Below are 23,746 nucleotides of genomic sequence, written 5' to 3'. Positions count from 1 at the left end.
AACAATAGGACCATATTATGCAAACCACTCTGATGCCAAATGATTTGATAGAAAACGACCTGATACAAAGCAACTTGATAAAAAGCGACGTTATCGAACTTGACACTTTTAAGGCACCAACCTCCCACGCGTCTGCTAGCGTATCCTTGCCTAAAACCGCTGATATTTTAATGGAGTTGCAAACCCATGGTTGGACGTTACTTCGAGGCTATCACTACGATGTAGAGACGTTTAGCCAATTGATGAGTCAACTTTGTCAAACCTTGACCTACGATCCCGCCCGCCAAAACATCACTTCTGAAGCGCAAAAAGTGGATGCAGGCACGCATGCTATTGGACTACATATCGAAAATGGCAATACGCCGATGCCGCCTGACGTCATTGCTTTTTTTAGTGAATTGAGCGCCAAAAAAGGCTCACAAACAACGATATGTGATGGGCATGCAGTGTATCAAGCGCTATCACCTGAGCTAAAAGCCACCTTTAGTCAGCCGATGCGTATCAGTCGCTATTTACCTCAGGCCATTTGGCAAAATTATGTGGCGACTGCGACCGGCAGAGCAGACGCCGATCAAATAAGCTTGGATGATTTAGAGACATTTATCACGGCGACGACGAGCAAGACGTTAACGCATCACGTAGAACCTCAGACAGACGGCGGCGTTCGGTACGTATTACAGATACCTGCAATTCGAGAAGACAACGTAAGCGGTCAACTGGCCTTTGCAAATACTTTACTTGGGCCCTCATTTAACTATGAAAAACCTGAGTTCACCCTAGCAAACGGTCAACACGTTGATGATGCGCTCCTAGATGAGCTGACTCAGCTTTGTGAAAAATACACTCAAGACATTGCGTGGCAAAATGGCGATGTGGTGATACTCGACAACAAACGCATCATGCATGGTCGTCGACAAATTGATGTGCCTTTAACAGAGCGTAAGCTGTATATTGCGATGGGGCTTGGCATTAGGCATGGCATGAATCACTCAAACGATTAGCAACAGCACATCTCACCACAATCCGTGCTTCAATAGTCCGTGCTCTAACAATCAATGTTCAACAAGGATGCGACATCATGACACCAGCTAATGGCCAATCAGATCTAGTACAAGCTACGCTCAATTACACCATACTAATCGGTGCCACGGGTGGTATCGGGCAGGAGATCGCACGGCAATTATGTGCCAATAATCAGCCTGTCATTTTGGTCGGGCGTAACAACCAGACCTTGACTCATTTGGTAGATGAGTTGACCAAAGACTATCCTGATATCCCACTTGTGTCTCATACGTGTGATTTAAGCTCGCAGACATCGCAATCGCTACTGGTAGAGGGACTGGGGGAAATGACACAAGGCCATAGAAACGTCATTGATACGGTCATACTCAACGCAGGTATCAATGATTTTGCTTTGCTCACGGATCAAAATGATGACACGATTGAACAGATAATGCTCGTCAATGTGGCGTATCCACTACAGCTTATAAAAAGACTGCTACCTATCTTGATAGCGCAGCCTAGCCCGAGCCAAATTATCAGCATTGGCTCAACCTTTGGAAGTATTGGCTACCCAGGTTTTAGTGCTTATGGCGCGAGCAAGTTTGCCTTACGCGGTGCAAGTGAAGCGTTAGGCCGCGAGTATGCCGACACCTCAGTGAGGTTTCGCTATTTTGCGCCCAGAGCCACCAAAACCACCATGAATAAAGACGCAGTCGTCGCCATGAATGAGGCATTGAAAGTAAAAATGGACTCGCCTGAGACCGTCGCAAAGGCACTGATTCACTTTATATCAACCAAACAAGCGCATCAGCATTTGGGGTTTCCCGAACGGTTTTTTGCATGGCTCAATCGATTGTTTCCCAACATCGTTGGCAACGCCATTGTCAAAGACCTGCCCACCATCAAACAGTATGCTAGAAAATCATGATAATCAGTTAGGCAATCGTGGAGTGAGTGAGTTTGCCTTTAAATTGCCACACCAAATAAGCGACCAATTAACGAGGTTGCCACCATGGCAAGCACGCCCCAAACCACGATTCTGGTAGTCGCAGGGATCACAGGTGCACCGCCTAGACGAGCAGAGATGATCCCAAGTAGCATCAAACCCAATATTGTCAAAGATGACAATGACCAAACCAGTGTTTCCGCTGGTAACAGTAATATCCCAATAATGGGTAGTATCGCCCCCGCTATAAATGATAGTCCTGAAGCCACTGAGGCATGAATGGGCTTTGCTTCACTAATATCCGTCAGGCCAATCTCATCACGGGCATGGGCTTCTAACGCATTGTGCTCAGTCAAGCTCACGGCCACTTGATGCGCCAAATCATGCTCAAGTCCACGCGCCTCATAAATTTTGGTGAGCTCAAGCAGCTCACGCTCAGCATTGTGCCTCAGCTCATGTCGCTCTTTATCGAGATCCGCCTTTTCGGTATCCGCCTGTGATGAGACCGAGATATACTCGCCAGCCGCCATTGATAATGCACCTGCGGTCAGCGCCGCCATACCTGTCAGCAGCAATGTCTGACTGCTTGTACTGGCAGCAGCCACCCCAACCAATAGACTGGCGGTCGAAATCAACCCATCGTTCGCCCCCAGCACTGCTGCCCTCAACCAATGATTGCGATTGCTCAAATGTGCTTCGTCATGAATAGAATGATGCATAAAATCCTCAAAAGGTAGAAACGCGAATGGGTATGCCCTAGTGTAACTGATACAGACTAATACAGTATGCTTTATGTCTTATAACGGTTTTGAGAGTGCGTTCTTACTGCTGACCGTTACGATAAAGCCTGTTTCTGGTTGAGGGCGGTTGGCAAATGCTAAGGTAAGATTGTGCAGATCGGCAATTCGATTGGCAATTGATAGCCCCAGCCCACTACCTATTTGGGTTTGACCGGCTGGACGATAGAAGCGCTCGCTTAGCCGCGCTAGCTGCTCTGGGTCGACGCCCAAGCCATTATCCACCACTTTGATACTATCAGTATCCAACTGCAGTTCAATCTGGCAGCCCTCTGGGCAATAACGAATGGCATTGTCTAATAGGTTACGGATTAATAGTTTAAACAACACTGGATTAATAAGAATGGGTAAAATATCGGCAGAATTGTCACAGTGTACGGTACGTTTTAATTGGATGTGTTTTTCACGCGCTAAGCGGTTGACGTCGCTCAGCACAGTATCGGTGAGCATCAGCCAGTCTGGACGTTCTAATTGCTCAAAAGGCAACTGCTGTTGCGGCTCTATCTTGGCTAACACCAATAACTGATCGACCAAATGGGTGGCGCGCTCAATACCATCGCTGATTTTTTGCGTGTGATAAAACAGTTGACTGTCGTTTTCTATACCAGACAGCTGTAATAGCTGCTGCTGCAAAAGATCGGCTTGTAGTTTGAGCGCAGCCAGTGGGCTACGCAGCTCATGAGAGGCATCAGCGGTAAAGCGCTGCTCCCGTGCTAGAGTGTCTGCCACTTTCACAAACAACACGTTTAACGCGGTCACTAAAGGCTGAATCTCTTGTGGGACGTCTGCTGTAATCGGACGATCGTCTTGCGGCTTGCGCTGTTCTACCTCAGAACTAATCTGACTTAATGGCATCAGTCCGTGTCGTATCAATCCGATAGTCAAGATCATTAAGGAAAGCAGCCCAATTAACATCGGCAGTACTTGCACAGACATCGCTTCAACAATCATTTCTCTACGAGAGGCAAGGCTTTGACCAATGGCAATCACACGCTCCTCACCCATACCATCGCTACGATAGTCATCATGCGCATAAAACAACCGCCAGCGTTTACTAAAAGGGTTTAGACGCTGATAAATAGCGCTGTCCTCTTCTACAAAACCGCGCTGATCTGGCAAAAAAGAAAACGACTGTCCGTTCTCGTCAGCCGCTAATAAATGACCATCTTTATCCCAAATAGCAAAACCCATGTAATCGTCTTCTGCATCACCCAGATTACCTGACAGCGCCTTACTTTTTAAATTATATATTTTGGCGACAGGTTTTCCATTGTGCTCTGTCTCGTTATTATTGTCGCGGTCACTTTGCTCATCGTCATTGGCGGATATGCCCATCAAATAACGAACCACTTGGGTGATTTGTGTGTCATTCATCTCATTGATTTCGTGCCACAACCGCCAAGCAATAAAGCTCGATGTGATAAGCCACAGCAAAGGCAGCCCAATGAGTAAGGAGATGAACAGTCGCTGCTGGATACTTTTCATAAGCTCATAGGTTGCTCATATATGGTTTGTATATTGAAAGCCAAATTGAATATAAACATATTAATGATTATGGGCTGGATTGAGGTAGTAGCCGATGCCACGTTTGGTTAAAATAAAGTCATTGCCCAGCTTTTTGCGTAAATGATGGATATGTACTTCAATCGCATTGCTCTCAATATCCTGTTGCCAGCCGTAGAGCTTGTCCTCTAAGCTTGCGCGGCTGTGAATCTGTTTGGGATGGGTCAGCATTTGCTCGAGTATCGCCACTTCTTTGATGGTGAGCTCAACGACTTGGCCTTGATAAGAGACTCGGTGATTGTGCGGCCAATAAGCGACGTCACCATAACGAATCTCAGGCTGGCTACGTCCTTGACTGCGCCGTATCAAGGCTTGCAGGCGGGCAACCACTTCGTCTAGTGCAAATGGCTTGACCAGATAATCATCGGCGCCCGCATTGAGTCCAGCCACGCGGTTGGCAATCGCGTCACGAGCCGTAATGATCAATACCGGCGTATCTAGCTGTTTGTAGCGCCAATTTTGTAGCACCGTCATGCCATCCCCTCTTGGCAAAGTCAAATCAAGTAGCACCGCGTCAAACATACCCTCTTGCAGTGCCATCTCACCTTGCTTGGCATCACTAAACCAATCGACCATCATACCATGGCTTTTGAGCCCAACGACCAAACCTTCAGCGATATTGCTATCGTCTTCTATTAATAGTATGCGTGCCATGACTGTCCTATTACGTTATGTACTCTATTGTCTTTTTTTATTGTGGGCGACGCGGCGTCACCGTTTTATTACCCGTTATCATCGACTTGATCAGGTTTTGCCGCTCCCAATAGCTCATGGCAATCGCAGAGATAATATGCAGCGGCACCAGTAAGTATAAACTATTGGCCAGTATCTCATGAACTTCTTCAAGGACATCTTTACTGGCAAAAATATTGGCTTCCATCAGATAGCCACTAATACCCAAGCCAATAATCACCGCCCATAACGCAAACATCATGATGGCAGCCAATGGATTATGACCCAAATGCTGCTCGTCTGTGTGGCGAATACTCAAATCAGATAAATGGCGTTTGATACGAGATGGCGTGGGGAAAAAGTCACTGAAACGTGCATAACGTGTCCCCACAAATCCCCAAAGTAGACGGACAACCACTAGCCCCACCCCGATATAACCGACATATTGATGCAGCTCACTACCTTCTTCGGTAAACAGCAAATTGGCAGTGATACCAGCCGCGACGGCCCAGTGAGTCACTCTGACCAACATATCCCAAACTCGTACTTGTCGAGTTTTAGGAGTATTTGATAAAGACATATCAGGCTCGTGCGCCGGATTGCTTGTGCTATGTTGGGTCATGACCGTCACTCCTTTAATGGTTCGTTTGTTTTTGACGACGTGATTGCTAAACATCGAATCTAGGCGAGATACCGCTAGTAGACTCGCCATCACATCGTCTGCTCTACCGCTATTACAACAAACAAACCTTAAGAGGAGCTTAGGAAACTAAGAATTCGAACTTTAAAGTAGTGAATAATCTACCTGACATTTATAGATAATTAAAAGTAGGGCGTGTTGAACATTCGCAAATAGGCACTGCTGATCGCTAAAATTGTTCCAGACAAGGCACAAAGCGACGATAATGCAGATGCCTTACATTTCAAAATAAGGAATTGAGCAGGCAAGACCACTATTGGCAATATAAATAATACATTTAGAATTTTAACCTGAAAATATATTTAGCATTAGTTCCGCAATAATATTGATAATGAAAATTATTATCAATATAATAACGATTTAAATTACATGCTGGAAATATTCATGCAACTGTCTCGCTTATCTGCTGCGTTATTTAATCTTTCGAATGTATCTGGTTCTTCTCTACGATTAGTATCTATACCTTCGAGGTTGGTATCGACGAAATCCCTATCTTTAAAGACACTATGCTCAACCTGTCTATCTACTTCTGTCATCGTATTAACAACGAGTCAATCGGCATGGGCACAGGCAGATGATGTAGATGCTCAAACCACTCCTAATGTGGTACTTGATACTATCGTTGTCACTAGTAGCGCTGATGCTTCAGCGGATGGATTGCCAGATGCTTATGAAGGTGGCCAAGTTGCGACCGGTAGCCGCGTCGGAATCTTGGGTAACCAAGACATCATGGATACGCCGTTCTCTACCACCTCATACACCAATGAATATATCACCAATCAGCAAGCCCAAAGTGTAGGCGATCTACTCAAAAAGGATCCTACTGTTCGCGTGGCAAGGGGTTTTGGTAACTTTCAAGAAGCCTACTTTATGCGCGGTTTTATCACCACATCAGATGATACGATGTTTAATGGCTTATACGGTATTTTGCCCCGACAGTATATCGCCACCGAATTATTTGAGCGTGTTGAAGTCCAACGCGGCGCTTCTGCCATGCTAAATGGTGCCGCACCTAGTGGCGGTAACGCAGGTGGTACGATTAACCTATTACCAAAACGTGCTGGCAATGACCCGCTACGTGAAGTGACGCTTGGTTATGGTCAAGGTGACCAAGGTAAGGTCGCGGTAGATGTCAGTGATCGCTTTGGTAGCGATGATGCTATTGGTGTTCGTTTTAATGCTGCTTATCAAGATGGTGACAGTGCTATCGATGATGAGTCGTCGACCTTGGGTCTGGCTGCACTTGGTTTGGACTATAGAGGGGATCAGTATCGCCTATCAGCAGATTTAGGCTGGCAAGACAATAAGCTGTCAGAGACTCGTCCTAGTGTCAATCTTGGTGGGGTGTCTAGTGTACCAAATGCGCCAGATGGCTCAAAAAATTGGGCGCAGCCTTGGACGTACTCAGATGAAAAAGATGTCTTTGGTACGATTCGAGGAGAATATGACTTTAATGACAATATCACCGCTTATGGTGCTTACGGTGTGCGAAGTGGCGAGGAAGAAAACTCACTAGCCACGTTAACTGTCAACAACGTTGATGGTGCGGGTACAGTTTATCGCTTTGACAATACTCGAGAAGATAAAGTACAAAGCGCCGAGCTTGGTCTACGTGGTAAATTACAAACCGGTGAAGTGGCTCATAGCTTAGTGTTGGCCGCAAACCTCTATGATCAAGAAGAAAAAGGCGCTTATGCTTTTGATTTTGGTAACCAACTCGCAACCAATTTTTATCGCCCTACCGACTACACGGAAGTCCCTTTTACAAGTACAACTACGTTTGGCGGCAACTTAGACGATCCAAAATTAACCAATGAAAAGCAGTTCCAAAGCTTTGCGCTAGCAGACACCATATCACTGTTCGACGATAAGCTAAAAACTACTTTAGGCGTGCGTCATCAGAACTTAAAAACCACCAGCTATGATGCCAACACGCAGGCAGAAACGGCTCATTACGATAAGAGTGAGTGGACCCCAAGTATCGGTATTGTCTATCAACCGAATATGGACTGGTCGATTTACGGTAACTATATTGAAAGTCTAGCACCAGGTAAAAGAGCGCCTCTAACTAACGATAATGACGCTGTCACTAATGGTGGTCAAAATCTAGATCCGTACGTGAGTGAGCAAACTGAACTGGGTGTGAAATACGACAATGGCATGATTGGCAGTAGTCTCGCTGTCTTCCGAACTGATGAACCACGTGCTTATATCAACAACTCAAATACGTTTACTGCGGCTGGAGAAAACCGCCATCAAGGTGTGGAGTTGACTGTCTTTGGTAGCCCAAGTGAAAACATGCGCCTCAATGCGGGCGTCAGTTATTTAAGTGCCAAACAAAAAGACACCGGTGATAGTGCATTAGATGGCAATCGAGTGATTGGTGTGCCTACCTTGCAGAGCAATGTTAACATAGAATATGATTTAGCCGCAGTTGAAGGACTGACATTAACGGGCGATATTATCCACACAGGCTCTCGTTATTCGGATAATGCCAATACCTTAAAGGTTGATGGTTATACGACCTTAGACCTTGGTGCACGCTATCGCACTATGCTAGCAGGACAAGACGTTACTCTAAAAGGTGTGGTAACCAATGTCACGGGTGAAGATTATTGGCAGTCAGTAGGCGGTTATGCAGATTCAGGCTATCTAAATGCAGGTGAGCCAACGGCCTTAAAAGTGTCAGCCACATTCAATTTTTAACATATATCAGCTATAGTTGATTCAATTTAAAAGTAGTACAAGGCAGCCCAGTGCAGATGTATATGTAATACTTGAAGCGAGGTTAACGCTGTAATTCTTTTATAGAGAATTGACTATAAAACGTACTTATCTAACGAACTTCAGTAAAAGGGATTAGGTGTGACCTATTCCCTTTTATGCCATCAAACATCCATACTATTACTGAGTCACTATGTCCTCTCGTGCCAGCGTTTCTCTACATCATATGATTTGGGCACAGTATCGTCTGCCCTTTCTAAAAGTCATTTTACTCAACTTAATCAATGCTGCCGTCAGTGTGGGTATCATTGCTTATATCAACCAAACCTTTATCAGTCAGCCTGTGTTCAATACCTTATCGTGGTCGAGCTTAGGGCAGTTTGCTCTGCTCGTACTGCTGTTGCTGGTGACTACCTTTGTATCGCAATATGCACTCACCCGTTTGGGGCACAAGTTTGTCTATGAGCTCAGAACCAAGCTGGTCAAACAAATCATCGATACCACCGTTCCTCAGATAGATCATTTGGGTAGTGCGCGGTTACTTGCCAGTCTATCCTCAGATATTCAGTCTATTACCGTCGCCTTTGTTCGGATGCCGGAGTTGGTGCAAGGCGTTATCCTCTCTGTTGGTGTGGGGTTATATCTGGGCTGGCTGTCGCTACCATTACTGCTGATTGTCATGTTTTGGATTGCGATGACGATTTGGATAAGCACCCTATTGGTCAAGCATGTCTATACACATTTGACAAAGTTGAGAGAGATTAATGACGCCTTATATCAGGATTATCAATCGATTATAGAAGGTCGTAAAGAGCTGGCACTTAACCAACACCGAGCACAAAAACTGTATACAGATGATTTTTTGGCCCATGCTAAATCCTATGAAAAGACTGTCACCAAGTCTGATACTTTTCATTTATCAGCGGTGAACTGGTCAAATATTATGATGTTTGCATCGATTGGGGTGATATTTGCCATATCAAATTATCTCGGCATCTCGATGGGCATCGCCACCACTTTTTCTTTAACGATTCTATTTATGCAGTCGCCGCTGCTTCACGCCGTCGGTGCATATCCAACACTACAGACGGCTCAAGTTGCCCTAGACAAAATACAATCGCTAGAACTGGCTGAGTACCAACCTTTATTTAGAACGGACAACACCAGCCAACACTGGCAAACCATCTCGCTAACTGATGTTAACTATCGCTACAATGTTTCCAATAACAGTGTTTCGAATGCCAGTGATAATGCCAGTGATAATGCCAGTGATAATGCCAGTGATAATGCCAGTAATAGCAGTGTCAGTAATAGCAATGATACTGGTGCTCAGGCATTAATAGCTAAAGACAGCGATCACTCTGGTAATATTTTAAAAGACGTCAATCTAACGCTACGACGAGGCGATGTGGTGTTTCTGATCGGGGCGAATGGTAGCGGCAAATCGACACTTGCTAAGATTATTACAGGCATTTTCACCCCTACCACAGGTGCGGTAACCATCGACAAACAGCCCGTTAATTCACAGAATAATGCCGATTATAGACAGCTGTATTCTGCCATTTTTAGCGATCAGCATATTTTTAAGCAATTGATTGGCAGACAAGGACGGCAGCCAGACAAAGCACTGGTCAATGCGTGGCTGCATAAATTGGACTTGCAAGATAAAATAAGTGTGGCTGACAACCAGCTGTCTACCGATAAGCTCTCGCAGGGACAACGCAAACGCTTGGCCATGCTTATTGCTGTCGCTGAACAAAAAGACATCTTGCTACTTGATGAATGGGCCGCTGACCAAGACCCTGCGTTTCGCCGCGTGTTCTATCAAACCCTAATCCCTGAGTTAAAAGCACTCGGTAAAACGCTGTTTATTATCAGTCACGATGATGGTTACTTTGAGCATGCAGATCGACTGTTACTCATGAAAGAAGGCCGCCTCATTGAGTTAAATGCTGAAGAGCGACAGCGGGCGAGTAAAGATGCCATTGCCATGTTGGCGTAAGAACGAATTTCACATCATTTGAGAGAAGATTTATTTTCAAACATTAATGATAATTATTATCATTAATGTTATTATTTATTTTCTTTTGTTTTCGACATCTAATCACAACTCACAAGGAAATATAATGCGCTTTGTCTCAACGTCCAAATCCATTCGTCAAAAACGTTTAACTTTAGCCGTCCAACTGGGCTTGGCAATGAGTCTAAGTCATTCAGTCTATGCTGAGAACAGCCCAACTAGTATCGGAAACAATACGGTCGACAATATTGAAAATAACGTGATTGAGACAAGCGTAGAAAATTCTCTTAATACTAATAAAGTGGGTAATGATACGACGGCAGCACCATCAGCTACCTTGGATACAATTACCGTTTATTCAGATGGTTACCGCAGCACCGGTACCAAGACCGCCTTAGACCCTGAAGATGCGCCCATGAGCTATACCCGCATCGATCAGGAGCTGTTACAAAAGCGCCAAGCAGATAGTGTCAACGCTGCTTTGCGTTATGAGCCAGGCATAAGCTCTGAGAGCCGCGGTACAGTCTCTATCTTTGATGAGTACAACATTCGTGGATTTAAAACCTACTCAAACTTTTATGATGGACTGAGACTGCCCTACGATGGCGCTTGGAACCTCATGCCACAAGTCGATGTCTATGCGACTGAAGCGGTCGAAGTGGTGAAAGGGCCAGCGTCCTCGCTATACGGCTATGCTTCACCGGGCGGCATGGTTAACCAGATCGCCAAAACCCCAAAGGGCACGCAAGAAACCGAAGTACAACTGCGACTTGGCAATCAAAACTTAAAAGAGGTAGCGGTCGATACGACAGGACCAGTCAGCGATACGCTTAACTATCGCTTGGTGGCATTAAAACGGCAAAAAGACGGTCAAATGCAAACCACCGAAGAAGAGCGATTGTTGATTAACCCGTCGCTTGAGTGGCAGGCGACTGACGATGTCTCTATGCTTGCCAATCTGTTTTATCAAGATGATCCAGAGATGGTGCCATCCACCCCACTACCCGCTGTCGGTACGGTCTACAACGCCAGCTATGGCAAATTGGGTAGCGATGCTTATGCAGGAGATCAATGGAATCATTTTAGTAAAGAAGTACTGATGCCAAGCGTCACCGTAAACTGGGATATCAATGACAATCTCACCTTTAAGCACATCTTACGCTACACCGATGCCGAAGCTGAGCAGCGCAATATGTATAATAGTGGCGGGTTTGTCGATGGTAGTGACACGATTCTCAATCGCGTGGCGTATACCACTGATGAGCGCATGAAAAACTGGACCACAGACAACCAGCTGGCTTATACATTCGATACTGAAAATACCTCACATAATCTATTGTTTGGTGCTGAGTATCAAGAAACCGACAGTAGCGCGACTTACTATGATGCGGGCGCAGCGGGTACGCCAAACCTTGACCTATCTAATCCAGACTTCTCACAAATAAATAAGGCTACGCTGCCACTAGATACCTATCGTCAAGACGAAGACATCGAGCAAAGCCAGCTTGGGCTCTATGTACAAGATGAGATGCAGTGGCAAGATTTGACCGTGGTCGCAGGCTTGCGTCACGATAAGTTTGAGAGTATCACTGAGCAGACCAAAGCCGCACAAGGCGCGGTGTACGATGCACAAATGATCGATAATGATGCCTCAAAAACCAGTGGTCGTCTGGCGGCCATTTATGATTTGGATAATGGTTTATCGCCTTATGCCAGCTATTCGCAGTCGTTTCAGCCTGTCGTTGGTAGCAACTTTATTACCAATGAAGCGTTTAAACCCACCACCGCCGACCAGCTAGAAGCGGGTATCAAATATCTGTCCTCAGATCGCGCGACCAAAGGCACGCTCGCTGTCTTTGATATCAAGCAAAAAAACGTCGTGGTCGCAGACGAAATCAACTATAGAAGCCAAACTCAGACCGGTGAGATTGAGTCAAAAGGTTTTGAGATATCAGGCAGTCATATGCTCAATGACTGGGTGGATGTTGCGGCAAGCTATAGCTATACCGACGCTGAGATTACAAAAGATGAGTTCAACCCTGACGTGGTTGGCAACACCCCTGCCCAAACGGCTAAGCACAAAGCCACGCTATGGGCCGACTACTATGCGACAGACAAACTCACTCTCAATGCTGGTGTTCGCTATGAAGGTGGGATGCAGTTAGACAAACAAAATTCAGATGAGCTACCAAGTGTGACGTTAGTCGATGTCGGCGGTAGTTATCAGATCAATCCGATGCTCACGTTAGGCGCAAGTGTGAACAACCTTTTTGACAAAACCTACGTCGGTGCTTGTTATGATATTAACAATTGCTGGATGGGGCCTGAGCGTGAAATGTCGGTCAGCCTAAAAGCCAGTTTTTAAACCTGATTTTTTGAACTTAGCAACACGCCCTAATAAAATCATCCACTTTCTACAATCATTTTTACCCATACATTTTTAAGACAGTCGATCATCAAAGTAATATGCTAGCCTTACAAGCTATCAGATGATAACAAACCATGCTTTGCGCACTATCGTTACATGCTAAAAAAGAAGGACATAGCAAATGGCAAAACCTACCCCTAGATTACTCGATGTGATCGGTAGCAAATACCTCACCCCAAATATGTGCCGCATTACTCTTGGCGGTGCAGGTTTAATAGACTTCCCGACAGATCAAGAAAGCGCTTATATCAAACTGATATTTCCTCAAGGCGACGACATCAAGCCATTGATGCGTACCTATACCATCATCGCTCAGCGTGATGATGAGATAGACGTTGATTTTGCATTACATGAGGCTGAAGGCCCTGCGTCGATATGGGCACGCAACACTAAAGCTGGCGATCAAATATTGGTGGGCGGCCCTGGCCCAAAAAAACTCATCAACAATGACGCCGATTGGTTTTTATTGGTCGGTGATATGACAGCATTGCCAGCGATCACGGTCAATTTGGCACAATTGCCTGCCGATTCTCGCGGCTATGCCGTGCTTGAAGTGACGACTACAGCAGACCAGCAAACACTCAAAAAACCAGATAACGTCGAGATTCAATGGGTGGTCAACCCTCATCCAAATGCAGACAGCAGTCCATTACTTGACTGCGTCAAATCACTGACTTGGCTTGAGGGACAGCCCGCGGTTTGGGCGGCTTGCGAGTTTCATAGTATGCGAGTATTGCGCCAATACTTCAAAGTTGAGCGCGACGTACCAAAGACGCATCTATATGTGTCTAGTTATTGGAAAGTCGATAGCACAGAGGATCAGCATAAAGTGGTGAAAAATCAGGATGCCCTAACAGCAGATCTATAAAAGCTTATTTAATGAATAGACCTCTTGCAAAAGTAGCAAAGGGAATTAAAATAGGAAGACACTCATAACTTTTTAGGAACCATGCCAAACATAAATAAGCTACTCAAACAAAGTGACGCTGGTTTTAAACGCTACACTGGCATTCATAAAGCCACCTTTTATGACATGCTTGAGGCCATGCAAGAGCATGAAGCATCTAAGACCAAATCAGGCAGACCAAGTGTGCTCAGTCTTAAAGCACAAATACTATTAGCCCTGACTTATTGGCGTGAATACCGCACGCTTTATCATATCAGTATGGACTTTGGTATTCATGAGTCTTCTGCTAGCCGTATCATTCGTAAAGTAGAAGACATCCTGATTGACTCTGGCAAGTTTGAATTGCCTAAAAAGCTGCCTAGTCGTGTCGATGAGGATACCAATTGGTCAGTCGTCATTGTCGATGCCACCGAAACCCCTATTGAGCGTCCAAAAAAAACCAAAGCGACTACTATAGCGGTAAGAAAAAACAACACACCTTAAAAGCGCAGGTTATCGTTCATTGGCAAACAGGGTTGATACTTGATGTACAAACCTGCAAAGGGTCAATCCACGATTTTAAGCTGTATAAAGATACTTGTCCTGATTGGTTGCCTGAGAATACTAACTATCTAGCAGACAGTGGTTATCAGGGTATAGCAAATCTACATAAGCAAACCTTCACACCATTTAAGAAACCTCGTGGTGGTCAGTTATTGGAGATATGCAAACAGGCCAATCACTATCTGGCAAAGTTCCGTATTGTGGTTGAGCACAAAATAGGCTTAATCAAGTTGTTCAAAATCGTGGCTCATAAATATCGCAACCGTCGTCAGCGCTATGATCTTAGAATGAAGCTGTTTGCTGGTATCATTAATTCCGAGCTTAGACTATGACTTTTGCAAGAGGTCTAATATTTAAATGCAAAAGACGCAGCTTATATAAGCCGCGTCTTTTTATAAATCATCACCTATTATGCTTCGACGACTTTTGCTTCTTTATCCACTCGGCTAATCGTCAGCCCCGTAAAGCCAAACACCAATGTTAATAGCAATGACAAATAACAGAAGAACGCATAGGGCAAGTAATCCAGTACTGGCACCCCTAACGCCTGACTGATAAACACCCCGCACACACTCCATGGCACTAATGGATTAATCACCGTCCCTGCATCCTCAATCGTCCGAGACAAATTCTTCGGATGCAGGTGCAAACGCTCAAACGTTGACCGAAATGCCGTACCGGATAATAAAATACTCAAATACTGCTCCCCGATCAGCACATTAATGCTCAGTGCCGACATGGCCGCCGCAAAGATCGCCCGTCCTGATGTCGTCAGTGTATCTTTAATACCAGACAGTAGTGCAGGTAGAATCCCTAGTGCTGTTAACAACCCGCCCAAACTCAATGCCAGTATCACAATCGCTTGGGTAAAGAACATACTCTGTACACCGCCGCGCGACAGCATACCACCCACCTCACCCAGCTCTAATGACTCAGCAGGGACATAGCCGGCAAACAGATAACCACCTAATTGACCAAAGCTGGGTGAGCTGTGCATATAAGTAATGATCAGCGCCGCGGCAATCGTACAGATAATCGTATAAATCGCATTGACCCGAAACAATGCCAATCCAACCAATATCACAAAGGGCTGTACCGAATACCCATGCACCAAGCCACTGTCAATCAGCTGTCCTTGTAGTATGGTCACTTGACTCAGATCAGCACTGACGGTCTGACCTGAGAATATCCAGAACAAAATTACTGTCAGTATCCACGCAGGTACTGTCGTATACATCATATTGCGAATGTGCTCAAACAGATCAATACCGACCACAGAGGACGCAATGGTACAGGTATCCGACAAGGGCGACATCTTATCACCAAAGAACGCACCTGATACCACCGCCCCAGCCGCTATCGCCACATTGGCATCAAAGGCATTACTCATGCCGATAAAGGCTACACCCAAGGTAGCTGCAGTGGTCAAGCTACTGCCCAGGGCGATACCGATAATAGAGGTGAGGATAAAGGCGGAGATATAGTAATACTCAGGAGAGATGAGCTGAAAACCAAAGTACATCAAGGTGGGTATGGCCCCTGACATCATGAGGGCGGCGACCATGAGGCCAATAAAGAAGAATAGATAGATGGCGCCGATACCGCGCATGACGCCTGAGGCCATTTGTGCTTGCATGTCGTTAAAGCTCAGACCTTTGGTCATACCGATAGCCAGCAATACACAAATGGCAAGGATAAGAGACAGGTGCGGCACCCAACCAAAGCCAATCATGGTAATACCCATGATGGCGATGACGATGGCTGAGATAATAAAGGCAAGCTTGGCGCTGATCTGGGTGAGCGGTTTTGGTGGCATGACACATCCTTAAAATGCCAGCTCAAGCTGGCATTAGATTGGGTTTGAGTTTGGAAGAGTTAGAGAACTGGTTTGCTAGTGAATAACCGAATGACTGATGCGTTACTTATCAAGTAACGCATCGGTTTTAGCCGCCATGACGAAGTCATTACGATGCAACCCTTTGATACTATGTGACCACCATGTGACGGTCGCTTTGCCCCACTCTACCAATATGCCGGGATGATGCCCTTCTGCTTCAGCAATGTCTGCCAATTGATTGGCAAAATCCATCGCTGCGACGAAGTTTTTAAATTTGTACTGACGCTGCAACTGCTGAATACCCTCCACCTCAATCAATGACCAATCAGGAATTTGTGTCAATAGCTCGCGTGCCTCGGCCTCGTCGACTTTTGGTGCGCCAATACGGCAAGCTTCGCAACTGCTTTGTGATAATACTGTCATGATAATGTCCTTTTATCGAGTTTATTGTTTTGTGATGCTGATTTGTGATACTGAGGTTTGTTGACGCCACTCCACTGCTATGTCCTTATGTAGTAGAGCGGATGTTTATAAAATTTTAATGGGATTTTTCTGGATAGGTCGGCTCAAATAACCCAAGTGACATCGCCTGCTTGACCGTCCCCATGATGTCGCTATCAACGATATCAAATAGCGTATCTAATTCGTCAATCACATAGTAAATCGGCTGTATTTGATCGATACGATAAGGCGTACGCAACACATCAAGCAAATCAAATGCGCGGTGCTCAGGTTGGGGTGTAGGCTTGGGTTGTATTTGGGTTTCTGGCTGGGCATACAATGTCTGATCAAGAGCATAGATGGTTTCAGAGGGCGAGCTTAATATACCGCCGCCGTAGATTCTACGGTCTTTAGGCTGACTACCGACCAAGCCAAACTCAATGGTAAACCAATATAGCCGTGCCAAAAACCATCTTTCCTCTTTCGTTGCACTCAGACCCAGCTTGCCATACGTCTCGTTAAAAGCTGCAAAGGCTGGATGAGTCAATAGCGGGCAGTGTCCAACGATTTCGTGAAAAATATCTGGCTCTTCGATATAGTCTATGTCCTCAAATCGGCGAATAAACGTCGCGACAGGAAAGGATTTATCGGCTAATAGTTTGAAGAATTTGCCAAAGCTGATTAATGCAGGCACCGCTGCGGTTTGCCAACCGGTGGTCGCTTGCAATACCTCATCGATATCATGCAACTGCGGGATATGCGTCGTCGGTAGATTTAGCTTCGTCAAACCTTCTAGATAGGCAGGACAAGCGCGGTTAGGGATTTGCTCAGCTTGACGCGTAAGCAACGCTTGCCACATTGCATTTTCATCATCACTATAATGAATATGACCATGGCTATCTGGCTGATGTGAGATATAGGGCTGCTTTTTATCGGTCGCATTATGATGAGCAGATGCATCACCGCCTTGCTGCTTGGCTACAGAACTATTGGCACCGATGGCTGTATTAGGAGAATCTATCTGTGAGAGGCGTTCCATGCCTGTGTTCCTTTTATCGCAGTGAATATTTGCACTCATACTGATTAGTCAGTGGCTAATATCAGTCACTCATGCAGGACAAGCCAAAATCCTTTTGCCTTGTCCGTTTGTTTTTTAAATTTTTTTTAAATGTAGTGTGATCTACGGCGTTTCTGTTTCTGATTGATTGGTCTCTTGCTGACCGACCGTGCCACGACGCACTTGGTCGCGCTCTATGGATTCAAACAAGGCTTTAAAGTTACCTTCACCAAAACCTTCTGCATAATCCCCTTTACGCTGGATAAATTCAAAAAACACTGGGCTACCCAAGATGGTTTCAGAGAAAATCTGTAGTAGCAGACGCGGTGCGCCGCCCTCTGTCGTACCATCTAACAAGATACCGCGCGTTTGCAAGTCAGCAACGTTTTCACCATGGTTTGGTAAGCGCTCGCTCAGCATCTCGTAGTAGGCTGCATTTGGTGCAGTCATAAGTGGAATACCGGCGGCTTTTAGCATATCAATACTGGCAAACAAGTCATCACTAGCCAAAGCAATGTGCTGAATCCCTTCGCCATTGAAGTGCATTAAGTACTCTTCGATCTGACCACCGCCCTGCTTGGCTTCTTCGTTGAGCGGAATACGGATTTTGCCATCAGGGGCAGTCATGGCCTTACTGGTCAGCCCCGTGTACTCGCCTTTGATATCAAAATAGCGAATCTCGCGGAAATTAAAGATACGCTCATAAAATTTTGCCCAGTACGCCATGCGGCCGCGATAGACGTTGTGCGTGAGGTGATCGATGACTTTGAAACCATATCCGACAGGGTTTCTATCGATATCTGCAAAAAACTCAAAGTCAACATCATAGATAGATTCGCCGTCTTTATAACGGTCAATCAAATAGACCAGTGAGCCGCCGATACCTTTAATCGCTGGCAGTCTCAGCTCCATCACACCTGTTGGCACCTCTACTGGCTGCGCACCCATGTCAATAGCACGCTCGTAGGCTTTTTTGGCATCTTTTACCCGAAATCCCATGCTGCAAGCACCAGCGCCATGCTCTTCGACGAAGTAACTGGCTGGGCTTCTTGGCTCACGGTTTAAGATTAGGTTGATGTCACCTTGGCGATATAGCGCCACATCTTTTGATCTGTGATTGGCGATATGTGCAAATCCCAGCTGTTTAAACAATGCATCGACCGCATCAGGCTGCGGAGAAGCAAACTCGACGAAGTCAAACCCGTTTAGTCCCATTGGGTTGTCAAATAAATCTGCCATTGCAATCATCCTTAATGTCAATTGGTGGTAAAAAGTCGATTAGTAATAAAATGCGATAAAACGATTGATAATCAATCTTTATTGTTGACGTTGTACTTATATTAGATTAGCTTTATTTATAAGACTAATTGTTTTTTATGATTTATTTATCAGGTTTACTTATGAATATCAGCATTCGTCAACTGACCGCTTTTATCAAAGTCGCTGACAACGGCAGCTTCACTCTTGCCAGCGAACAGATGTATCTGACCCAATCTGCTGTTAGCGGACTGATCAAAGAGCTGGAGACTGGCCTTGGCATCGTGTTATTTGACCGTACTACCCGCCAGTTGTCACTATCCGCTGTCGGACGCCATCTGCTGCCACAAGCGCGGCGTATCTTGAATGAGATGCAGCTGTTCGAAAACGAAGCAAGTAGCTTGACCAGCTTGGCGCAAGGTCAGGTGCGCTTAGCGGTGTCGCAGTTTGCGGCATCCTCCCTGCCCGCCGTCATCGCGCAATTTGCTAAGGAATATCCAAATATCGGAGTGTCGCTATTGGATTGCTCAGCAGAAAATTTGCTCAAGCATGTTCAAGACATCGAGGTCGATTTGGGGGTTGGTACTGAACTTGGTTTTATAGAAACTGAAGATGATATCGGTGCTGATCTGTTATACAAGCTGCCGTTTTGCGTGGTCATGCCAAACGATCATGCACTGGCGCAAAAAGACGAAATCACTTGGCAGGAGTTGCTTGATATTCCACTTATCACTCTACAAGGCCCGTTTCTTGAGCAGGTGACAGTCGAGCTGGATGACTCTATCGCCGCTCAGATTCAGCAAGCGCGCTACAAAGTCAACTTTATGTCCACCGCGCTTGAGATGACCCGCCAAGGGTTCGGCATTACCTTATGCCTCCCATATATGCCTGAGGTCATCGATTGGGTCAGCGCCAACGGCTTGCAAATGCGCCCATTGACGCAGCCTATAAAAATGCGCCAGTTCTTTATCTATCAGCGTGCCTCACGGGCGCTGTCTCCTGCAACCATCGCCTTTAAGCAGTTTTTGCAGACTTACTTTGCCACCCATTATCACGACTTACATCAGCCTGAAACACTGTCGATTAAGTGATGCATCACGCCACAAACTCATCTGCCAGATAAAGAGACAAGATATTTGGTGATTTATTTTATTAATTGCGCAAGATAACGCACTCGCGTGTTGAGTTCATCAGCAATTTGCTCTATGATTTTCGGCTGCTTGGTTTATATTCTTATAAGGAAATGGCATGTTTGAACGTATCGATTATTACGCTGGCGATCCAATCTTAGGGCTGATGGAAAAATACTCAGCGGACAATAATCCCAATAAAGTCAATTTAGGCATTGGTATTTATTACGATGAAAGTGGCGTACTGCCAGTACTCGACTGTGTCAAAACTGCCGAAGCGCGTATTGCTGATCCTATTGCGCCGCGTCCCTATCTACCAATGGCAGGCTTGCCTGGACACCGCAAAGGCTGTCAGGAGTTATTGTTTGGCAAAGGCGCACAAATCTTACAAGACGGTTTGGTTGCGACCATCGCCACTATCGGTGGTTCTGGCGCCCTGAAAGTCGGTGCTGAGTTTATCCATGAATGGTTCCCACAGTCCAAGTGCTATGTGAGCGATCCAACATGGGGCAATCATATCGCTATCTTTGAAGGCTCTGACGTTGAAGTGGGTAAATACCCGTACTACGACAAAGCCAACAGCAGTATCAAATTTGATGAGATGATTGCGTTTTTTGAAACATTGAACAAACACGATGTCATCTTGCTACATCCTTGTTGCCACAATCCAACAGGTATGGATTTGACCCAAGCACAATGGGATACCGTGCTCAACGTCATCAAAGCGCATGAATTGATTCCATTCATGGATATCGCTTATCAAGGATTTGGCGAGGACATGGACGGCGATGCTTACGCCATTCGTAAAGCCGTTGAGATGGGCTTGCCTTTATTTGTCAGCAACTCATTCTCTAAAAATTTATCGCTATATGGCGAGCGCGTTGGCGGTCTGTCGGTCGTATGCCCTACCGCAGACGAAGCTGAGCGCGTATTTGGTCAGCTAAATGCGATGGTACGCCGTATCTATTCAAGCCCGCCATCACATGGTGGTCATGTGGTTGATATCGTCATGAACGATGACGCCCTACATGAGCAGTGGGTTGGCGAGGTTTATGCGATGCGTGATCGTATCAAAGCCATGCGCTTAAAGCTAAAATCGGTACTAGAAGCCAAAATCCCCAACCGTAACTTTGACTACATCACGCGTCAAAACGGTATGTTTAGCTTTACTGGATTGACGCCTGAGCAAGTCGAGCGCCTACAAAGCAAGTATGGTATCTATATGGTATCTAACTCTCGTATGTGTGTCGCAGGTCTAAATACCAGCAACATCGACTACGTCGCCAATGCGATGGCAGACGTTTTAAAAGACTAAATTAATCAGACATATGGACTAAAAAATAAAAAAGGCTGAGCGATTGCTTGGCCTTTTTTTGTGCTTAGGATTTGTCTTATCAATCACTAAGCAAAAGACATGGCACAAAAAAACTTGCAATCAACATATCAATAAATTACATTATACGTAAATAATTAACTATAACGTAATTAAATAATACTTTTAGCAAGGAGCAAAGCATGTCAACGATTGACAGTACTCTCACCTCTTTTATCGACATCAAAGCGGACTCTGACTTTTCTATCCATAATCTGCCGTATGGTATTTTTAGCGACACTAAAGATAGTGCGCGCCGTGCGGGCGTTGCCATTGGCGATCAGGTACTAGACTTGTCTGTGCTAGAGTCAGAAGGATTACTGAGCCTAAATGGTGGGCCTTACTTTGATCAGTCGACGCTAAACGCTTTTATTGATTCTGGTCGAGACAACTGGACGCAGGCGCGCACGACCATTCAGTCGCTACTGTCTAGTGACAACAGCGACTTACGTGACAATGTCGATCTGCAAAAAAAGGCGCTGTTCAAGCAAGCAGACGTTACCATGCATCTACCTGTTCAAGTACCTGGCTTTACCGATTTTTATTCATCGAAAGAACACGCGACCAACGTCGGTACGATATTCCGCGATCCAAACAATGCCCTGCTACCCAACTGGACGGAAATGCCTGTCGGTTATAACGGACGCGCCAGCACCGTCATCGCTAGTGGAACTGATATCGTACGTCCCTCAGGACAGCTAAAGCCTAACCCTGATGAGCGTCCTGTTTTCTCCGCCTGTCAGCGCCTAGATTTTGAGCTCGAGACCGCTTTTGTCGTTGGTAAAGGCAACCATATCGGTCAACCAATCGCCGTAGACGATGGCGCTGATCATATCTTTGGTATGGTACTGCTCAACGACTGGTCGGCTCGAGATATCCAAAAGTGGGAATATGTCCCTTTAGGCCCATTTAATGCCAAGACGTTCGCCTCGCAAGTTTCTCCGTGGATAGTCACGATGGATGCATTGGCACCATTTAGCACCGCTTGCCCAACCCAAGAGCCCAAGCCGCTGGCTTATCTCAATGAAAAAGACAAAGAGAGCAGCTTTGATATCAATCTGTCGGTCGAGCTACTGCCTGAAAATGCAAAAACGGCTACGGTTATTTGCAAGACCAATTTTAAATACATGTATTGGTCAATGGCGCAGCAATTGACGCATCACACCATCACTGGCTGCAAAGTTGAAGTCGGTGACATGATGGGCTCGGGCACAATCTCAGGGCCAACGCCTGATTCTTATGGCTCGATGCTAGAGATTGCTTGGAATGCCACCAAACCCGTAGCACTTGAGGGCGGTGAGTCGCGCACCTTCATCGAAGATGGCGATACCGTCATTATGAAAGGCTATAGCGAAAAAGATGGCGTGCGTGTTGGGTTTGGTGAAGTACGAGGCAAGGTACTGCCCGCGCTTAGCTTCGATTTTAATGAATAATAATGGCATAGAAAAAAGACATAGAAAAAAGGCGTAGTGACAGTAGAGGTGAGCCGTTAGAACCATCATGACATTTGGTCTATTAGTACGGGCATCGTTCCTCTTACATTCACACTAGGCCTTATCAAAAGGAGTTGAATATGAGCTTTCAAATTGAAAAAATCCATCATGTGGCTTATCGCTGCAAGGATGCCAAAGAAACGGTCGAATGGTATAAAAAAAACCTCAATATGGATTTTATCTTGGCATTTGCAGAAGACCATGTACCCTCAACCAAAGCCTTTGACCCCTATATGCACGTCTTTTTGGACGCTGGTAATGGTAATGTATTGGCGTTTTTTGAAGTGCCCAACCAGCCTGAAATGGGCTTTGACCCCAATACTCCAAACTGGGTGCAACACTTGGCGCTCAAAGTCAAAGATCGTGATGAGCTGATGGCCGCCAAAGAACAACTAGAACGTGCAGGTATTGATGTCATTGGCGTGACCAATCACGGTATCTTTCACTCGATATATTTCTTTGATCCTAATGGGCATCGTCTCGAGTTGACCTATGACGACCCGACCTCAGAGGACAAAGTCTCGATGATTACAGACGCCATCAAGCACGACATGCTAGATGAATGGTCTCGTACCAAACGCGCCCCAGCCCACACACAGTTTTTACACAGTGATGAGTTCGCTGAAGCCCGTGACATTGCGCCTGTCGGAGAGTAACTGCGTCGTCTTTCTACTTGCTACCTTTTTTACATTATCTATCAATCATTACTTTGAAATTAGATAAGTAGTGATCAGTTCAAAATATAGTCAATCAATATTAAAAGTGGTACAAGGCAGACGAGTGCAAGTACTACAGTAGTAGGCTAAACGAGGCTAACGCTGTAACACTTTAATAGTGGTTCGACTATAATGAAGAGA

At 45.6% G+C, this 23,746-nt stretch carries 19 protein-coding genes and 1 pseudogene; 12 read left to right on the top strand and 8 right to left on the bottom strand.

Going from position 1 to position 23,746, the window contains the following annotated elements:
• The first annotated feature begins 17 nt into the window (after positions 1–17).
• Positions 18–1,001, top strand: a complete 984-nt coding sequence (locus tag CUR83_RS06705; RefSeq protein ID WP_284719343.1) for a TauD/TfdA family dioxygenase — start codon at positions 18–20, stop codon at positions 999–1,001.
• A gap of 77 nt (positions 1,002–1,078) precedes the next feature.
• Positions 1,079–1,930, top strand: coding sequence for an SDR family oxidoreductase (locus tag CUR83_RS06700; RefSeq protein ID WP_071001508.1), 852 nt, complete (start codon positions 1,079–1,081; stop codon positions 1,928–1,930).
• A gap of 38 nt (positions 1,931–1,968) precedes the next feature.
• Here CUR83_RS06700 and CUR83_RS06695 read toward each other — a convergent pair whose 3' ends face one another.
• The 4 genes from CUR83_RS06695 to CUR83_RS06680 form a co-directional block, all read right to left on the bottom strand.
• Positions 1,969–2,667, bottom strand: a complete 699-nt coding sequence (locus CUR83_RS06695; protein ID WP_071001507.1) for a VIT1/CCC1 transporter family protein — start codon at positions 2,665–2,667, stop codon at positions 1,969–1,971.
• A 78-nt stretch (positions 2,668–2,745) separates the two neighbouring features.
• Positions 2,746–4,230, bottom strand: a complete 1,485-nt coding sequence (locus CUR83_RS06690; RefSeq protein ID WP_284719342.1) for an ATP-binding protein — start codon at positions 4,228–4,230, stop codon at positions 2,746–2,748.
• A 60-nt stretch (positions 4,231–4,290) separates the two neighbouring features.
• Positions 4,291–4,962: a response regulator gene (locus tag CUR83_RS06685; protein ID WP_071001505.1), complete on the bottom strand. Its 672-nt coding sequence runs from the start codon at positions 4,960–4,962 to the stop codon at positions 4,291–4,293.
• A gap of 37 nt (positions 4,963–4,999) precedes the next feature.
• Complete coding sequence (locus tag CUR83_RS06680) at positions 5,000–5,602, bottom strand: cytochrome b/b6 domain-containing protein (protein WP_083328806.1); 603 nt, start codon at positions 5,600–5,602, stop codon at positions 5,000–5,002.
• A gap of 462 nt (positions 5,603–6,064) precedes the next feature.
• Between CUR83_RS06680 and CUR83_RS06675 the strand changes: the two genes are divergently transcribed.
• From CUR83_RS06675 to CUR83_RS06650, 6 genes and pseudogenes are all read left to right on the top strand, one after another.
• Positions 6,065–8,386, top strand: coding sequence for a TonB-dependent receptor (locus CUR83_RS06675; RefSeq protein WP_093069204.1), 2,322 nt, complete (start codon positions 6,065–6,067; stop codon positions 8,384–8,386).
• A 211-nt stretch (positions 8,387–8,597) separates the two neighbouring features.
• The gene (locus CUR83_RS06670; protein WP_284719341.1) at positions 8,598–10,406 is read left to right on the top strand and encodes an ATP-binding cassette domain-containing protein; all 1,809 of its coding nucleotides are present in this window, start codon (positions 8,598–8,600) and stop codon (positions 10,404–10,406) included.
• A gap of 124 nt (positions 10,407–10,530) precedes the next feature.
• On the top strand, positions 10,531–12,789 hold the full coding sequence (locus CUR83_RS06665) for a TonB-dependent siderophore receptor (protein ID WP_284719340.1): 2,259 nt from the start codon (positions 10,531–10,533) through the stop codon (positions 12,787–12,789).
• A gap of 184 nt (positions 12,790–12,973) precedes the next feature.
• Entirely contained in the window at positions 12,974–13,720 is a 747-nt protein-coding gene (locus CUR83_RS06660) for a siderophore-interacting protein (RefSeq protein ID WP_093069197.1), read from the top strand.
• A gap of 81 nt (positions 13,721–13,801) precedes the next feature.
• Positions 13,802–14,242 (top strand): IS5/IS1182 family transposase, encoded by a 441-nt coding sequence (locus CUR83_RS06655; RefSeq protein WP_071001767.1) that lies wholly within the window; start codon positions 13,802–13,804, stop codon positions 14,240–14,242.
• An 8-nt stretch (positions 14,243–14,250) separates the two neighbouring features.
• Positions 14,251–14,634, top strand: a pseudogene (locus tag CUR83_RS06650) (transposase family protein); the annotation flags it as partial.
• Between the two features lie 77 nt (positions 14,635–14,711).
• Here CUR83_RS06650 and CUR83_RS06645 read toward each other — a convergent pair.
• The 4 genes from CUR83_RS06645 to hppD form a co-directional block, all read right to left on the bottom strand.
• A complete protein-coding gene (locus CUR83_RS06645; protein ID WP_093069194.1) occupies positions 14,712–16,118 on the bottom strand; it encodes a Na+/H+ antiporter NhaC family protein in 1,407 nt (468 codons plus the stop codon).
• A 102-nt stretch (positions 16,119–16,220) separates the two neighbouring features.
• Positions 16,221–16,562 carry a 4a-hydroxytetrahydrobiopterin dehydratase gene (locus CUR83_RS06640; RefSeq protein ID WP_058024261.1) on the bottom strand — a complete coding sequence of 114 codons (342 nt, stop codon included), beginning with the start codon at positions 16,560–16,562 and terminating at the stop codon, positions 16,221–16,223.
• 115 nt (positions 16,563–16,677) lie between these two features.
• Positions 16,678–17,619 carry a phenylalanine 4-monooxygenase gene (phhA, locus tag CUR83_RS06635; protein WP_284719339.1) on the bottom strand — a complete coding sequence of 314 codons (942 nt, stop codon included), beginning with the start codon at positions 17,617–17,619 and terminating at the stop codon, positions 16,678–16,680.
• Between the two features lie 141 nt (positions 17,620–17,760).
• Positions 17,761–18,876: a 4-hydroxyphenylpyruvate dioxygenase gene (gene hppD / locus CUR83_RS06630; protein ID WP_284719338.1), complete on the bottom strand. Its 1,116-nt coding sequence runs from the start codon at positions 18,874–18,876 to the stop codon at positions 17,761–17,763.
• Between the two features lie 161 nt (positions 18,877–19,037).
• Between hppD and CUR83_RS06625 the strand changes: the two genes are divergently transcribed.
• The 4 genes from CUR83_RS06625 (at position 19,038) to CUR83_RS06610 (ending at position 23,545) form a co-directional block, all read left to right on the top strand.
• The gene (locus CUR83_RS06625) at positions 19,038–19,985 is read left to right on the top strand and encodes a LysR family transcriptional regulator (RefSeq protein WP_284719337.1); all 948 of its coding nucleotides are present in this window, start codon (positions 19,038–19,040) and stop codon (positions 19,983–19,985) included.
• 157 nt (positions 19,986–20,142) lie between these two features.
• Complete coding sequence (locus CUR83_RS06620) at positions 20,143–21,339, top strand: amino acid aminotransferase (RefSeq protein ID WP_284719336.1); 1,197 nt, start codon at positions 20,143–20,145, stop codon at positions 21,337–21,339.
• 200 nt (positions 21,340–21,539) lie between these two features.
• Positions 21,540–22,829: a fumarylacetoacetase gene (fahA, locus tag CUR83_RS06615; RefSeq protein ID WP_284719335.1), complete on the top strand. Its 1,290-nt coding sequence runs from the start codon at positions 21,540–21,542 to the stop codon at positions 22,827–22,829.
• Between the two features lie 140 nt (positions 22,830–22,969).
• Positions 22,970–23,545 carry a VOC family protein gene (locus tag CUR83_RS06610; protein ID WP_071001498.1) on the top strand — a complete coding sequence of 192 codons (576 nt, stop codon included), beginning with the start codon at positions 22,970–22,972 and terminating at the stop codon, positions 23,543–23,545.
• Positions 23,546–23,746: the final 201 nt, after the last annotated feature.

The organism is Psychrobacter pocilloporae (assembly GCF_029872915.1).
Taxonomy (GTDB): domain Bacteria; phylum Pseudomonadota; class Gammaproteobacteria; order Pseudomonadales; family Moraxellaceae; genus Psychrobacter; species Psychrobacter pacificensis.
Note: the sequence above shows the minus strand (reverse complement) of the source record. Positions and strands in the feature narration are given on the sequence as shown.